Origin of the sequence: Actinopolymorpha alba DSM 45243 (genome assembly GCF_000373925.1) — a bacterium.
Classification (GTDB): domain Bacteria; phylum Actinomycetota; class Actinomycetes; order Propionibacteriales; family Actinopolymorphaceae; genus Actinopolymorpha; species Actinopolymorpha alba.
The window spans coordinates 18988-34038 of record NZ_KB892749.1 but is presented as its reverse complement, the minus strand read 5'-3'; the positions used below and the strand labels follow the sequence as shown (position 1 = coordinate 34038).

The 15051-nt window shown below is 67.5% G+C and carries 15 protein-coding genes; 5 read left to right on the top strand and 10 right to left on the bottom strand.

Going from position 1 to position 15051, the window contains the following annotated elements:
* Window positions 1-11: 11 nt before the first annotated feature.
* The 3 genes from B141_RS0113995 to sodN all read right to left on the bottom strand — a co-directional run bounded on the left by B141_RS0113995 (window position 12) and on the right by sodN (window position 2064).
* Window positions 12-797, bottom strand: coding sequence for an RNA polymerase sigma factor SigF (locus B141_RS0113995; RefSeq protein WP_020575802.1), 786 nt, complete (start codon window positions 795-797; stop codon window positions 12-14).
* Window positions 798-832: 35 nt separating this feature from the next.
* Entirely contained in the window at window positions 833-1435 is a 603-nt protein-coding gene (locus B141_RS40570) for an ATP-binding protein (RefSeq protein ID WP_020575801.1), read from the bottom strand.
* A 227-nt stretch (window positions 1436-1662) separates the two neighbouring features.
* Window positions 1663-2064: a superoxide dismutase, Ni gene (gene sodN / locus B141_RS0113985; RefSeq protein WP_020575800.1), complete on the bottom strand. Its 402-nt coding sequence runs from the start codon at window positions 2062-2064 to the stop codon at window positions 1663-1665.
* Between the two features lie 106 nt (window positions 2065-2170).
* On the opposite strand from sodN, the gene B141_RS0113980 reads away from it, so the two are divergent.
* Entirely contained in the window at window positions 2171-2506 is a 336-nt protein-coding gene (locus B141_RS0113980; protein ID WP_020575799.1) for a S24 family peptidase, read from the top strand.
* Window positions 2507-2739: 233 nt separating this feature from the next.
* Here the strand turns inward: B141_RS0113980 and B141_RS0113975 are convergent, their stop codons facing one another.
* The 3 genes from B141_RS0113975 to B141_RS0113965 are packed head-to-tail and all read right to left on the bottom strand — an operon-like array spanning window position 2740 to window position 5407.
* Window positions 2740-3552, bottom strand: a complete 813-nt coding sequence (locus B141_RS0113975) for an ATP-binding cassette domain-containing protein (protein ID WP_040421251.1) — start codon at window positions 3550-3552, stop codon at window positions 2740-2742.
* On the bottom strand, window positions 3549-4493 hold the full coding sequence (locus tag B141_RS0113970; protein WP_020575797.1) for an amino acid ABC transporter permease: 945 nt from the start codon (window positions 4491-4493) through the stop codon (window positions 3549-3551). The genes B141_RS0113975 and B141_RS0113970 overlap by 4 nt, the downstream gene beginning before the upstream one ends.
* Window positions 4490-5407 (bottom strand): ABC transporter substrate-binding protein, encoded by a 918-nt coding sequence (locus tag B141_RS0113965; protein WP_020575796.1) that lies wholly within the window; start codon window positions 5405-5407, stop codon window positions 4490-4492. The genes B141_RS0113970 and B141_RS0113965 overlap by 4 nt, the downstream gene beginning before the upstream one ends.
* A 384-nt stretch (window positions 5408-5791) precedes the next feature.
* On the opposite strand from B141_RS0113965, the gene B141_RS0113960 reads away from it, so the two are divergent.
* The 4 genes from B141_RS0113960 (at window position 5792) to B141_RS40565 (ending at window position 9177) form a co-directional block, all read left to right on the top strand.
* Window positions 5792-6982: an NAD(P)-dependent malic enzyme gene (locus B141_RS0113960; protein WP_020575795.1), complete on the top strand. Its 1191-nt coding sequence runs from the start codon at window positions 5792-5794 to the stop codon at window positions 6980-6982.
* Window positions 6983-7213: 231 nt separating this feature from the next.
* Window positions 7214-8182, top strand: coding sequence for a zinc-binding dehydrogenase (locus B141_RS0113955; protein ID WP_020575794.1), 969 nt, complete (start codon window positions 7214-7216; stop codon window positions 8180-8182).
* Window positions 8183-8272: 90 nt separating this feature from the next.
* The gene (locus B141_RS50690) at window positions 8273-8521 is read left to right on the top strand and encodes a hypothetical protein (protein WP_202805772.1); all 249 of its coding nucleotides are present in this window, start codon (window positions 8273-8275) and stop codon (window positions 8519-8521) included.
* Window positions 8518-9177 carry a GNAT family N-acetyltransferase gene (locus tag B141_RS40565; protein WP_202805771.1) on the top strand — a complete coding sequence of 220 codons (660 nt, stop codon included), beginning with the start codon at window positions 8518-8520 and terminating at the stop codon, window positions 9175-9177. The genes B141_RS50690 and B141_RS40565 overlap by 4 nt, the downstream gene beginning before the upstream one ends.
* Window positions 9178-9197: 20 nt before the next feature.
* Here B141_RS40565 and B141_RS0113945 read toward each other — a convergent pair whose 3' ends face one another.
* From B141_RS0113945 to B141_RS45600, 4 genes are all read right to left on the bottom strand, one after another.
* A complete protein-coding gene (locus B141_RS0113945; protein ID WP_020575793.1) occupies window positions 9198-9932 on the bottom strand; it encodes an AAA family ATPase in 735 nt (244 codons plus the stop codon).
* 12 nt (window positions 9933-9944) lie between these two features.
* Window positions 9945-10121 carry a DUF6104 family protein gene (locus B141_RS50290; RefSeq protein ID WP_020575792.1) on the bottom strand — a complete coding sequence of 59 codons (177 nt, stop codon included), beginning with the start codon at window positions 10119-10121 and terminating at the stop codon, window positions 9945-9947.
* 24 nt (window positions 10122-10145) lie between these two features.
* Entirely contained in the window at window positions 10146-13925 is a 3780-nt protein-coding gene (locus B141_RS0113935; protein WP_020575791.1) for a multifunctional oxoglutarate decarboxylase/oxoglutarate dehydrogenase thiamine pyrophosphate-binding subunit/dihydrolipoyllysine-residue succinyltransferase subunit, read from the bottom strand.
* Window positions 13926-14124: 199 nt separating this feature from the next.
* Window positions 14125-15033 (bottom strand): hypothetical protein, encoded by a 909-nt coding sequence (locus tag B141_RS45600; RefSeq protein WP_020575790.1) that lies wholly within the window; start codon window positions 15031-15033, stop codon window positions 14125-14127.
* Window positions 15034-15051 lie beyond the last annotated feature (18 nt).

Sequence of the window (15051 nt, the reverse complement as noted above, 5' to 3'; positions counted from 1 at the left end):
ATCGTCCGCGCCTAGTCCTGCAGGAGGCGTTCCCGGAGCTGGGCCAGGGTGCGGGAGAGCAGCCTCGACACGTGCATCTGCGAGATCCCGACCTCGGCGGCGATCTGGGACTGCGTCATCCCGCGGAAGAACCGCAACAGCAGGATGCGCTTCTCCCGGTCGGGAAGCTGGCTGAGGAGTGGCCGGAGCGCCTCGCGATACTCAACGCCCTCCAGCGCTTCGTCCACGCTGCCGAGCGAGTCGACCACGGCGGGCGCGTCGTCCTGGCCCTGGTCGGGTGCGTCGAGGGAGAGGGTGCTGTAGGCGTTGGCCGACTCGAGGCCCTCCAGCACCTCTTCTTCACGGACACCCAGCTTGCCCGAGAGCTCACCCACTGTCGGGGCTCGTCCGAGTTCTTGGGTGAGGTCGCCGGTGACGGTGGCGAGGGAGAGGCGGAGCTCCTGCAGTCGGCGGGGTACGCGGATCGCCCAGCCGCGGTCTCGGAAGTGTCGCTTGAGCTCACCCACGATGGTCGGTGTGGCGTACGTGGAGAACTCCACACCCCGCTCGGCGTCGAACCGGTCGACCGACTTGATGAGACCGATGGTGCCGACCTGGACGAGATCGTCGAGGGGCTCGCCGCGGTTGCGGAAGCGCCGGGCGAGGTGTTCGACGAGGGGGAGGTGCATCTCGACGAGCCGGTCGCGGATCTTGGCGCGGCGCGAGTCGTCGGGTGGGAGCCGGCGAAGTTGCTCGAACAGCTCCCGCGTGAGCATCCGGGTGTCGCTAACGCTCGCCCGACCGGGAAGGTCGTCCACTGCCGCCCCCCGGTCGCTTCGTACGGGATGCTCGATCACTGGTCTACCGCGCCCGATCCCATCGGCGGCAGCCCGGACGAACCCGTGCCGCCCGCCGAGGCAGCGTTGTCGTTGACCGAGGCGTCCGGCTCGCTCGTGCCCTGGCGGTCGCGGGCGCGGGAGTTGCGGGCGTCCTCGAGGGTGCGCACCTCACCGGAGACCATCGAACGGGCTGAGCCGGCGGCTTCGCCCCGCTTGGTGAGGGTGACCGTCGCCCGGCCCTCCTCAGAGTCGATGATGGTGTCGACATGTCCCGCCAGCGCGGTGAGGACCGTCCAGGCGAAGGAGTTGCGAGCGGGAACGCGCGGGTTGCGTGACTGGACCGAGACCGCCACCGCGAGTTCGCTGTCGTAGAGCTCGAAGCGGCAGGACAGCTGCGAGCCGGCGATCGCCTGGGTGAGCAGGAGTGCGCTGGCCTCGTCGACGGCGATCCTCAGGTCCTCGATCTCGTCGAGAGTGAAGTCGAGACGCGCGGCCAGTGCCGCCGCGGTCGTCCGAAGCACCGAGACGTAGGCAGTCCGGGCTGGTACGCCGAGTTCGACGACGTCCCTCTCGTGATCGCCCCGCGCTGCCGTGGCGCTCTCGGGTACATCGGTCACAGGGTGCTCCTCCACCGTCTGGTCGTCCTCAAGACAGCCCCACCGTACGCCCGGAGACTATCGTGCGGCGGCCGATTGCGGACGCAAGGTATGGATTAGGTTGCGCCGCGTCATGACTTGGGGCACATGCGACGCCAGAACACGACGTGCCCGGCCCCCGAAGGGGACGGGCACGTCGGCGGTGACAAGTCGGTGCGATGCCAGGGCATCGGTGACCGGAGCCATGCTCAGGCCTTCTTGGTCTCCCAGAAGATCTCGGCGATCTCGTCGATCTTGGCGAGCAGCTGGTCGCCGACCGCCGCGTCGAGGGACCCCTTGGTGCCCGAGGCCCCGGCGAGCTTGGTCGCTTCGTTGAACAGCGCGTGCAGCTGGGGGTACTTCTCAAAGTGCGGCGGCTTGAAGTAGTCGGTCCAGAGCACCCACAGGTGGTGCTTGACCAGCTGGGACCGCTCCTCCTTGATGATCAGCGCACGCGTCCTGAACTCAGCGTCGTCGCTGGCGTGGTACTTCTCGATGATCGCCTTGACCGACTGCGCCTCGATCCGTGCCTGTGCCGGGTCGTAGACCCCGCACGGCAGGTCACAGTGCGCCGAGACTTCCACCGCCGGTGCGATCAGACGCGAAAGCATCCCTCGTCCTTCCTTCCGAACCGTGCCTGAATGACGTCCTTCTTCGGTTCTTTTGAACTTCTTGCGACACTACTCCTCGATCCAAACGTCGACGGAGGGGGATCTTGTGCCGCGGTTCGGGTTGGCGATCGTCCGCGGACGCTCGATGCAACCAACCCTCTGGGACGGCGACCGGCTGCTGGTGAAGTACGTCGGCGACGCCCGCCCGGGTGACCTGGTGCTGGTCCGGCTACCAGGTGGGCGCCCTCTTTCGGTCAAGCGGCTCGTCCGGCGGGAGCCGGAGGGCTGGTGGGTGGAGCGCGACAACCCGCGCGAGGGGGTGGACTCCTGGCAGGTGGGCGCGGTGCCGCCCGGCGACCTCGTCGCGGTTGTCGTCAACCGGTTCCGACTCCTCAACGCCGTCGCCCGGCACCTTCGACGCGGTCGAGTGCGGGCACGCTGATCTCGTGTCCTGCGTCAGCGGTTCCTTGTCGCCGTCTCTGGCACCTGCGCCCAGGCGGCTCGTCGCCGCGACATTCTTGCGGCTCCCCTCGGCGGCCAAATGATCACGTATACGTGATCATTTGGACCCTCACATGGGCTAGCACATCGTCACCGTGCCCGCACACCCGGGCGCCATGGCTTGGTTCTCCGGGGCAAGGGGCAACTCGGCAGGCCCGTCCGCTTTGCTGTGGGTCAGGAAGGCTTGGGCGTTGGTGACAGGACGCGCTGCAGGAAGGCTCGGGTGCGTTCGTGCCGGGGGTTGGCAAGGACGTCCTGCGGGTTGCCCGACTCGATGACCGCGCCGTCATCCATGAAGACGACCGTGTCGCCCACGTCCCGCGCGAAGCCCATCTCGTGCGTGACGACCACCATTGTCATGCCGTCAAGGGCGAGTTGGCGCATGACGTCAAGGACCTCGCCGACGAGTTCGGGGTCGAGCGCCGACGTGGGCTCGTCGAACAACATGAGCTTCGGGCGCATGGCAAGCGCACGGGCGATCGCGACCCGCTGCTGTTGGCCGCCCGAGAGTTGGGTGGGGTATTTGTCGAGGTGGCTGGCCAGCCCGACCCGATCGAGGAGGCGTACGCCGTGTTCACGGGCGGTTGCCCGGGTTTCCCTGCGTACCCGGACGGGCGCCTCCATGACGTTCTCGAGCGCCGTCATGTGCGGGAAGAGGTTGAACTGCTGGAAGACCATGCCGATCTCGCGCCGCTGGGCCGCGACGTCGCGCGGCTTGCGTTCGTACAGCTTCTCGCCACGCTGCACGTAGCCCACCAGCTGCCCGTCAACCCACAGCCGGCCGTTGTCGATCTTTTCCAGGTGGTTGATGCAGCGGAGGAAAGTCGACTTGCCCGACCCGGACGGCCCGATGACGCAGCAGACCTCGCCGGTCGCGACCTCCAGGTTGACGCCCTTCAACACCTCGTGCCGGCCGAACCGCTTGTGAACGCCTTCCGCCTTCACCATCGGACCGGCGGTGCTGGGAATACCTACGTCCATTGTCATGCACCGCCTGCCCCGCCGCGGGCCAGTCGCAGCCGCGCCGAGTCGGTGCGGGAGCCCTTGGTGAAGTGTCGTTCGATGAAGTGTTGGACCACCATCAGGACGCTCGTGAGCGCGAGGTACCACAGGCACGCGGCAACCAGCATCGGGAAGACCTGGAAGGTACGGCTGCCGATGCCCTGCAGCTGGAACCAGAGTTCGTACGCCGGCACGTAGGCCACCAGGGCGGTGTCCTTGATCATGGCGATCGTTTCGTTGCCTGTCGGTGGGATGATCACCCGCATCGCCTGCGGCAGGATGATCCGGCGCAGGGTGAGCGAGCGCGACATGCCGAGCGACTCCGCGGCGTCAACCTGACCTTGCGGGATCGACTGCATGCCGGCCCGGACGATCTCGGCCATGTACGCGGCCTCCGACAGGGCCAGGCCGAGCGTCGCGGCGACGAACCCGCTGATCAGCGTGCGGGCGTCGAAGCCGAAGAACCTTCCGCTCAGGTCGATGTTGAGAAGGTCGGCGATCAGCCAGTCGAACGGAATCCCGATCTCGAAGCGGGCATAGAGAATTCCGAGGTTCCCGAACAACACCAGCAGGACGACCCGGGGAACGGCGCGGAAGAACCAGATGTAGACCCACGCGATGCTGGCGAGGATCGGGTTGGTCGACGACCGCATGATCGCCAGGATGACGCCCATGGCGATACCGATCGCCATCGAGACGACCGTGAGGAGCACGGTGTTGCGGGCACCCTCGAGGACTGGTCCGGCGAACGCGTTCTTCGCCATGAAGCCCCATTGGAACGCGTCGTTCGTCAGCACCATGTGCGCGAACATCGCGACGAGGACGAGGATGACCGCCGTGGCGACCCAACGCCCGGGGTGCCGGACCGGCACCGCCCTGAGGGCGTCGGGCCGCTCGGTGGTGGTCGTATTGACGATGTCGCTCATGACACCGACGGGTTGACCTGCACCTGGTCGGTGGTGATCGCGCCCTTGTCGTTACCCCACTTGGTGAGGATCTTGGCGTACGTGCCGTCGTCAATGATGGCTTGCGTCGCCTTCTGGATCGCCTCGGCGAACTTGTCCTCGTCCTTGTTGACGGTGATGCCGTAGGGGGCATTGCCGTACGGCTCACCGAGGATCTCGAGCTTGCCCTGGCTCTGCGCCACGGCGTACACCGCGATCGGCAGGTCGGCGGTCATGGCGTCGTTCTTGCCGGTGACGACGCTGGTGGTGACCAGGCCCTGGTCGGGGTTCTGGTCGAGTTGGATGGCGGACTTGCCGGCGGACTCGCAGGCCTTCGACCGCTCCTGGAGGTCAGGCACCTCAACGGTGTCCTTCTGGACGCCGATCCGCAGGCCGCAGGCGTTGTCGAGGGAGACCTTCTTGGGGTTGCCCTTGGCGGTCACCCACTGGATGGGCGAGTTGAAGTAGGAGATCATCAGCGTCTGCTGCTTGCGTTCGTCATTGATCGTGAACGACGAGACGCCCGCTTCGTACTTGCCGGACTGCACGCCCGGGATGATGTCGCCGAACTGCGACGGCACCCACTGGACTTTAAGGCCCAGCTTCGCGGCGATCGCGTCGAAGATTTCGACGTCCATACCGATCACGGTCTTGCCGTCGGCGTCGAGGAATTCGTTTGGTGCGTATGACGCGTCTGTCCCGACCCGGATGGCTCCGTCGGACTTGATGGCATCGGGCACCAGGGAAGCGAGCGAGGCTTCGGCCGTGGTCGTGCTCGTGGGCTTGGAACTCGCGCCGCCGTCCGTAGTGGTGTTGCCACAGGCCGCGAGCGCGGAGGTGACTGCCAAGATCGCGGCGCACGACGCAAGCGCGCGACGGGTGAGCTGCCTGGTCATGACTACGTCCTTCTAGGGTCAGATCGGGCTCTATAAGTCCATGCCGGGCGGGCATGGTGTCCTGACGGTGGCATCTCGGAGTTCCGTTCCGGTTACACGTCAAGCGCCATCATCTGGTGCCGTTTGTGTGCCGGCCGGTAACCCTGAGTGCAGAGGTGTTACCAGTTGTGCCCCGCGAGGTCGACACATGGTATGACAGACTCTTGCTCATACGGGCGACCCCCGTTTGGCACCGCGACCGACCCGGACCTGGTCGTCGAGGGCGTTGTCCCGATCCGTCCACGGTTAACCGGCCGGGCGATGCCTGGCCGCACCGTTCACCTACCTCAGGGTCCCCGAATGTCTGCAGAGCCTTTGACCGATCCATTCGTCCCGTCACCTTCCATGCCGGTGAGTTCGGTGGCTGCCTCGATTGAGTCAGATGACATCGACCCGGCGTATGCGTTCCACCGCGGCGGAAAACTCGAGGTCGCCTCGGCCGTACCCCTGCGTGGGCGCGATGATCTCTCACTCGCGTACACCCCAGGTGTGGCCCGGGTGTGCACGGCAATCGCGGAGCAACCCGACCTCGTTCACGACTACACCTGGAAGTCCCGCACCGTCGCGGTCGTCACCGATGGCACCGCGGTGCTCGGGCTTGGCGACATCGGCCCCGAAGCCGCACTTCCCGTGATGGAGGGCAAAGCCCTTCTTTTCAAGAAGTTCGGCGGCGTCGACGCGGTGCCGATCTGCCTCGCGTGCACTGACGTCGACGAGCTGGTCGAGACGGTCGTACGCCTGGCACCGGCGTTCGGTGGGATCAACCTCGAGGACATCTCCGCGCCGCGGTGCTTCGAAGTCGAACGCCGTCTGCGCGACCGGCTCGACATCCCGGTCTTCCACGACGATCAGCATGGCACCGCCATCGTGGTGCTCGCGGCACTCACCAACGCACTCGAGTTGACCGGCCGGAAGCCGATCGACGCTCGGGTCGTGATCTCCGGCGCCGGCGCTGCTGGCGTGGCCGTCGCGGAGATCCTGCTGGCCTCCGGTATCGAAGACATCGTGGTCACCGACCGCGGCGGTGCGATCCACCTGAATCGCACCGACCTCAGCCCGGTCAAACGCGTGCTCGCCGAGACGACCAATCCGGAAGGCCGTTCTGGCTCTCTCGCGGACGTGCTGGCGGGTGCCGACATCTTCATCGGTGTCTCCGGCGGTGAGGTCGCGGAGGAGGCGATCGCCGCGATGGCGGCCGACTCCATCGTCTTCGCCCTGGCTAATCCCACGCCCGAGGTCCATCCGGACATCGCTGCCCGGCACGCGGCCGTCGTCGCCACCGGGCGTTCTGACTACCCGAACCAGATCAACAACGTTCTCGCGTTCCCTGGTGTGTTCCGTGGAGCGCTCGACGTCCGTGCGCGGCAGATCAGTGAGGGAATGAAGCTGGCCGCCGCCAACGCCCTGGCCGAGCTGGTGGGCGAGGACCTGGCGCCCGACCGCATCATCCCGTCGCCGTTCGACGCGCAGGTCGTGCCCTCGGTGGCCACGGCCGTTGCGGAGACCGCGCGGCGGGAAGGTCTCGCCCGGCGGTAAAGGGGTTACGCCGAAGATCCGCACGCGAAAACGCCCACCTCGAGCAGGTGGGCGTTTTCGCGTGCGAATCTTCGGCGCGGTCGAGAAATGTCAATCTCGCCTTGCATCGCGGCCGGATCGTCGCTCTGGTAGGCGAAAACAGAACGGGTTGGCCGCACTCGTTCACCGGTTCACGTGACCAACCGAGCGGCAACTCGCGAATCTGAGTGTCTGCTTGGGTAGGGTCAGACTGTGTTCGCCGCCTATGCCGCCCGGATTGACGCCGCTGATCCGCTCGCCGCTCTCGAACTCGGTGAGCGCCCCGAGCCTGACCGGCCCGATGGATGGACCCTGGTCGACGTACGCGCGACCGCGCTGAACCACCACGACCTGTGGTCCCTTCGTGGGGTGGGATTGTCGGAGAAGCAGCTGCCGATGATCCTCGGCTGCGACGCGGCCGGTGTCGACGAGGACGGCAACGAGGTCGTCGTTCACGCCGTCATCAGCGACCCTGACTGGCGCGGTGACGAAACGCTCGATCCCCACCGTTCGTTGCTGTCCGAACGCCATCAGGGCACCTTCGCCGAGCGGGTGGCGGTGCCGCGGGCGAATCTGCTACCCAAGCCGGCCGGGCTCAGTTTCGAGGAGGCGGCGTGCCTGCCGACCTCCTGGCTCACGGCGTACCGCATGCTCTTCACCCAGTCCGGGCTCCGCCCAGGCGGGACGGTCCTGGTCCAGGGCGCTGGCGGCGGCGTCTCGACCGCCCTGATCGTGCTGGCGAAGGCTGCCGGCTACCGGGTCTGGGTGACGAGCCGGACTGAGTCGAAGCGAACCCGAGCCGTCACGGAGTTGGGCGCGGACGCGGCGTTCGAACCCGCCACACGATTGCCCGAACGCGTGGACGCCGTGATGGAGACGGTGGGCGAGGCGACCTGGAGCCACTCGCTGAAGTCGCTCCGCCCGGGCGGGACACTCGTCGTCTGCGGCGCGACCAGCGGGTTCAACCCACCGGCCGAACTCAACCGTGTCTTCTTCCTGCAGCTGCGGGTGGTCGGATCGACGATGGGAACGCGGGACGAGCTCGCGAGCCTGCTCCGGCTGTGCGAGCAGACCGGCGTACGACCGGTGATCGATCAGGCGCTGCCGCTCGCCGATGCCCGGAAGGGGTTCGCCACCATGGCCGAGGGCGACCTCTTCGGCAAGATTGTCTTCACGCGTTGAGTCGTCGACTGCTAGTCTCGCGGTGTGCCGCACCGGTAGCGGCCTCCATTCGATAGCGCGATCTGCGCCGTTTTCCGTGGAGGTTCGCTCATGTCCGCAGTCGAGGTGCGCCCGTTCCGTCGCAGCGACCGCGAGCAGCTCACCAACCTGATCAACGGCCACATCCAGGCCGTCATCCCCGGCATGTCCGTGTCGGTCAGTGCAGTGCTGAACCAACTCGAACGCGAGCCGCGCGAGTTCATCCAGGACCCGTGGGTCACCGAACGTGCGACCCTGGTCGCCTATCAGCACGAGCGTCTGGTCGCGGCCGCCCATCTCCTCCGAAGGACGACCGGGTGAGCGAGAGTTTCCGCGACACCGGGGAGATCCGCTGGCTGGTGTGCTGGTCGCCGTACTCGCCGTGGGCAGACGTTCAGGCGGTCGGCGATGCGCTCGCGGCGGCCTGCCTGGCCCAGCTCGATCGGTGGCAGGTCGGCCGGCGGTTTGCCGACGGGTCATTGCCAGCGCCGTCCATCTACGGTGTGCCCGACGTGTGGCCGCACGTCCGGGCCATCTACGAACGCGCCGGCTTCGTCCACGTCGGCGACACCGAGGTCGTCCTACTCGCTCGGGTCGACAACCTGCCGCGTCCGGGCGAGCCGACCGTCCCCGGTCTGGCCGCGCGACGTTCGGTTGGCATCAACGGCACGCGGTTCACCGCGCACCTTGGCGAGCGGCAGATCGGCTACATCGAGGTCGAGAGCCTCGCCGACGCCGAGCGGGTGGGTCGACTCGACCGCTGGGCCGACATCGGGAACCTTCACGTCGATGAGGCCTATCGCCGGCGTGGCGTCGCTACCTGGCTGTTCGGGCAGGTGGCTGAGTGGCTGCACCTGGCACGAGTCGACCGGTTGTTGGCGTACGCCTCACCGGAGGCCGAAGCGGAGCTCGCGTTGTTCAGCAAGCTCGGCTTCGTCGAACTGACGAGGACCGCCCGCGCCTGGCTCGCGCGCTGAGGCCCGAGTTGTCAGAGGGATCAGTCAGTGAGTACGTGGCGGAGGTAGCGCCGGGGGTCGGTGAGGTAGCTGCGCCAGTGCTCGACGAGCATCAGGTTGTCCCAGGCTGCCGGGCGGATGCCCCAGTCGCCGACCTCCAGGATGTGCGCACCGGGAAGGGCGGTGAGCAGCGGGGAATGTGTCGCGCACAGGACCTGGCCGCCACCGCGGGCGAGTTCGTCGAGTACGCCGATCAGGGCCAGGCACGAGGAGAACGACAGCGCCGACTCGGGCTCGTCGAGGCAGTAGAGCCCGGGGGAGTCGAAGCGGGTACGCAGGATCTCGATGAACGACTCGCCGTGGCTCAGCCGGTGGAAGCGCTCGGCTCGCCGGCCGGGGTTCTCCTCGAGATAGGTGTAGAAGCCATGCATCGTCTCGGCGCGAAGGAAGAAGCCCCATCGTGGCGCACCCAGGCCGCGCTCCAGTCGGATGGCCCGGTGTAGTGGGGATTCCGTCGAGCGGGTCGAGTGGGCGGCGCCGGTTGATCCGCCCTCAGGGGAGAGTCCGAACGCCATCGCGATCGCCTCGACCAACGTCGACTTTCCGGTGCCGTTCTCGCCGACCAGGAACGTCACACCCGGCGGGAGTTCCAATCCCTCGCGAAGCAGCTGCGCGACCGGGGGCAGCGTGAACGGCCACGCGCGGGCATTCACCTCCGCCTGATCAGCGCGGAGGACTCGGCGTACGGCCCGCCGGTCGCCGAAGCCGCCAGCCATCGGGCAGGCCCGTCACTCGTCTTCGTCGTCGAGGCGGGCGAGCCAGGTCGCCAGGCGTTCGATCGGCGTCTCGAACTCAGGATTGAGATCGACGAACTCCTGCAGGCGGTTGGCCAACCAGGCGAGGCTGACTTCCTCCTCGCCTCGCCGGTCGGCCAACTCCTCGATGCCGCGGTCGGTGAAGTACACGCTGAACTCCGGTGGCGGGCTGGGTCAGGCGAACGCCTCGCCGAGCAGCGTCGACTGCTCGGTCCGGTGCACGGAGCCGGAGCCCACCGCGGGGGCGGCGGAGGCCTGACGCGAGACCAGACGGACCTGGCGGCCGTCCAACTGAGGAACGAGGTTGAGCGCCATGTGCGGCCACGGTCCCTGGTTGGTCGGCTCGTCCTGCACCCACCGCACGTCGCTGGCGTTCGGGTACTTTGCCAGCTCGGCCTTGATCTGCTCCGCCGGAAGCGGGCTCAGCTGCTCCACACGGACGATCGCGGTGCGGGGGTGGTCGCCTTCGAGCCGCTTGCGCTCGGCGAACAGCTCCCAGCCGATCTTGCCCGAGCTGAGCAACACGCGAGTGACCGCGCTCGGGTCGACCGTGTCGTCACCGATCACCGGGCGGAAGGTGCCCTGGGTGAACTCGGACGGATGACTCGTCGCGGCCTTGTTCCGCAGCATCGACTTCGGAGTGAAGACGATCAGCGGCCGGTGGGCGGCGCCGAGCGTGTGCCAGCGCAGCAGGTGGAAGTAGTTGGACGGCAGCGAGGGCTGGGCGATCGTCATGGAACCGTCGGCGCCCATCTGCAGGAACCGCTCGATCCGCGCGGACGAGTGGTCGGGCCCCTGGCCCTCATAGCCGTGCGGGAGCAGGAGGACGACCCCGGAATTCTGGCCCCACTTTGCCTCGCCTGACGAGATGAACTCGTCGATGATCGTCTGGGCGCCGTTGGCGAAGTCGCCGAACTGTGCCTCCCAGCAGACGAGCGCGTCGGGACGGGCCACGGAGTAGCCGTACTCGAAGCCCATCGCCGCGAACTCGCTGAGCAGCGAGTCATAGGCGTAGAAGGGCCCCTGCGAGTCGTCGAGGTGCTGGAGCGGGCTCCACTCCTCGCTGGTCTGCCGGTCGATGATGGTGGCGAACCGCTGGACGAACGTCCCCCGGCGACTGTCCTGGCCGGCGAGGCGCACCGGTCGGCCCGCCATCAACAGGGAGCCGAACGCCACGATCTCCGCGGTGCCCCAGTCGATCGGCCCTTCGGTGATCGCGGCCGCCCGGCGCTGGAGCTGTGGCAGGACCTTGGGGTGGACGGTGAACCCTTCCGGTGCCGAGACGTGCGCGTCGGCGATCTTCTTCAGCACCTCGAACGGCACCGCGGTCTGGAGCTCTGCGGCAGGCTTCTCGGGGTATTCCGGGACCGTGATGTAGTCCTCGGGCGGTGCGGTCTTGGCGGCGCGGACCTCGGCGAACACCCGCTCGAGCCGCTCCTGGTAGTCGCGCAGCGCCTGCTCGGCCTCCTCGACGGAGATGTCACCACGGCCGATCAGAGCCTCGGTGTAGAGCTTGCGGACCGACCGCTTCTGCTCGATCAGGTCGTACATGCGCGGCTGAGTGAACGACGGGTCGTCGGTCTCGTTGTGACCACGCCGGCGGTAGCAGATGACGTCGATCACGACATCCTTGTGGAACTGCTGGCGGTACTCGAACGCCAGCCGCGCCACCCGGATGCAGGCCTCGGGGTCGTCGCCGTTGACGTGGAAGATCGGTGCCTGGACCATCCGCGCGACGTCCGTGCAGTAGGTGGACGAGCGGGAGGCCGTGGGCGAGGTGGTGAAGCCGACCTGGTTGTTGACGATCACGTGGATCGTGCCACCCGTGCGGTAGCCGCGCAGCTGCGAGAGGTTGAGGGTCTCGGCGACCACACCCTGTCCGGCGAACGCCGCGTCGCCGTGGACGAGGACGGGGAGCACGGGGTATTCGAGGCCGAGGTTGAGGATGTCCTGCTTGGCGCGGGCGATGCCCTCGAGGACCGGGTCGACCGCCTCGAGATGGGAGGGGTTAGCGGCGACCGACACCTTGATCCGGGCGCCGCTCTCGGCGGAGAACTCACCCTCCGCGCCGAGGTGGTACTTGACGTCACCGGAGCCCTGGATGGTGCGCGGGTCGATGTTGCCCTCGAACTCGCGGAAGATGTGTGCCGGGCTCTTGCCAGCGATGTTGGCGAGGACGTTGAGCCGCCCGCGGTGCGCCATCCCGATCGTGACCTCGTCGAGGTCGGCCATCGCGGCCTGCTCGCAGATCTCGTCGAGCAATGCGATCGCCGACTCGCCGCCTTCGAGGCTGAACCGCCGCTGACCGACGTACTTGGTCTGGAGGAACGTCTCGAACGCCTCGGCCTGGTTGAGCTTGGCGAGAATACGGAGCTGCTCCTCGCGGGGCAGGCGGTCCTGCGGGCGTTCGACGCGGTCCTGGATCCAGCGGCGTTCCTCGGGCTCCTGGATGTGCATGTACTCGATACCGATTGTGCGGGAGTAGGCGTCCCGCAGCAGACCGAGGATGTGCCGGAGCATCATGAACCGTTTGCCGCCGCCGAAGCTGCCGGTGGCGAACTCCCGGTCGAGGTCCCACAGCGTCAGGCCGTGCGTCACGACGTCGAGGTCGGCGTGCCGGCGGACCTTGTAGTCGAGCGGGTCGGTGTCGGCGATGAGGTGGCCACGCACGCGGTAGGCGTGGATCAGCTCCAGCACCCGCGCCTGCTTGCCGATCTCGTCATCGTGCGACGCCGGGATGTCGGAGACCCAGCGCACCGGCTCGTAGGGGATCCGGAGCGCCGCGAAGATGTCGTCGTAGAAGTCTTCGTCGCCGAGCAGAAGCTGGTGGACCCGGCGGAGGAACTCTCCAGACTGCGCGCCCTGGATGACGCGGTGGTCATAGGTCGACGTGATCGTCATGACCTTGCTCACCGCGAGGCGGTTCATGGTTTCTTCGGCCGCGCCCTGGTATTCGGCGGGATACTGCATCGCGCCGACACCGATGATGGCGCTCTGGCCTGACATGAGGCGCGGGACCGGGTGGGTCGTGCCGACCGTGCCGACGTTGGTGAGGCTGATCGTCGTGCCCTGGAAGTCGGCGACGGTGAGCTTGTTGGTGCGGGCGCGGCGTACGACGTCCTCGTAGGCGCCCCAGAACGACGCGAAGTCGAGGGTCTCGGCGTTCTTGATGTTGGGCACCAGGAGCTGACGGGTGCCGTCGCTCTTCTGGATGTCGATCGCGAGCCCGAGCGCCAGATGAGGCGGCTTGACCAGGGTCGGCTTGCCGTCGACCTCGGTGTAGGCGTACGTCATCTCGGGCATCGACCGGGCGGCCTTGGCGATCGCGTAGCCGATGATGTGGGTGAAGCTCACCTTGCCACCGCGGGAGCGGGCCAGGTGGTTGTTGATGACGATGCGGTTGTCGATGAGCAGCTTCACCGGGAGTTGGCGCACGCTGGTGGCCGTCGGGACGGTGAGGCTTTCGTCCATGTTCTTGGCGGTACGTGCCGCGGCGCCGCGCAGGGGCACGAGCTCGGCTTGTGCCGGCGCGACCGTGGCGGCAGGAGTCGCGCTGGGTGCAGGCTTGGCGGGCGCCGGCTTGGCAGGTGCCGCCGGCGTGCTGGGGGCGGGCTTTGCGGGCGCCGGGGTGGGCGTCGGCTTGGCGGGTGCGGCGGGAGCTGGCCGTGACGGTGTGCTCACCGCTGCGCGCTGGGCCGACGGTGCGGCGCTCTCAGAGGGCTGCGGCGGGCTGCTCGACGGAGCCGCTGCCGGGCTGCTCGGAGCGCTGGTGACCACTGCTTCGCCGCCGCGACCGCGTCCGTTGCTTTCGGGTTGATAGTCGCGAAAGAAGGCCAACCAGGCCTTGTCGACGGAGTTCGGATCCTTGAGGTAGCGCTGGTACATCTCGTCGACGAGCCACTCGTTCGTCCCGAACTGGGACAGCGGGTCGTTGTGCGAGGACTGGGACGCCACGGCGTTAATCGCCTCTTCCGCTCACCATGATCGTTGGACCGTCTGCCGGCTTCGAGGTCCAAGCCTAGTCGTCGGGTCCAACTGCGTACGTCCTGGAGGTATCTGTTTTGTGGACAACGTGGCTCAGACAACGACGACGCCGTGTGGAACCCCGCCCACACGGCGTCGTCGAGGAGCTTCTACGCGTCTGCGCCGACTTCTAGAGTTCCGGCAGCTGAGACGCGGCCAGGACGTACTGGAAGAGGTTGCGGTAACGCCGCATAACCATCCGCAGCTCGTCGGTGCTCATGCTGTCGTTGTTCTTCCACTCGCGTTCGATGCGGTCGCGGTGGTCGGTGAACGTCGAGGTCACGAACTGCATCGCGTCGCCGATCAGGAGGCCGGCCTCGCGCACCGCGTCCCTCGGGTCGTCGAGGAGCTGAGCCTGGGTGACCAACCAGCGGTGCTGCAGCTCGTCGATGTGACGCTTGCGGGCGGCCTCGATCTGCTCGGCCTCGCTCGGGCCCGAGAGCTCGTCGTCCTCGTCGACTGTCACCGACAGCTCCGGCGCGGAATCCTCGATCGTGAAGCTGCTGCGCAGGTCGGAGCTCGGCTCGGGCTGCCACGAGAGGCTCGGCGCGGGCGGCGGTGGTGTGCTCGACAGCCGCGAACTCTCAGAGGACTGGTTGGTTTCTTCGGTGCGGGTCGGGGTCACAGGACCTTCCCAGATATCACGCGGCGCGGGCGCGGCGTTGGAGGGAACGGCGTTGGGCGGAGCCGATGGCAGCGGCGCCGGCACCCGGATGGTGTCTTCCGACTTGGCGTCGAAGATCGGACCTGGTGCGTGGTCGGGCCGGTGGGGCCGGTCGCTCGGCAAGCTGTTTCGCAGCTCGTGGGACCGCTCCGGAGGCGCACTCCGCAGGTCGTCAGACGGCGGCGGGCGAAGCCCTGGTGGGGCGAACGCCTCGAAACCCTCCGGAAAGTTCGGCTCACGCGAGGGCGGGGCGCCCGTCTCAAGGGTGCGCTCGAACGGGTGCGGCTCGTTCTGAAAGCCGTCGTCACCCTCCGACTCGGGAGGTGAGGTCAGGCGTTCCAGCCACGACTTCCGGCCTTTCTGGACGTCCCGCATCGACGTTCCTCCTGCCTT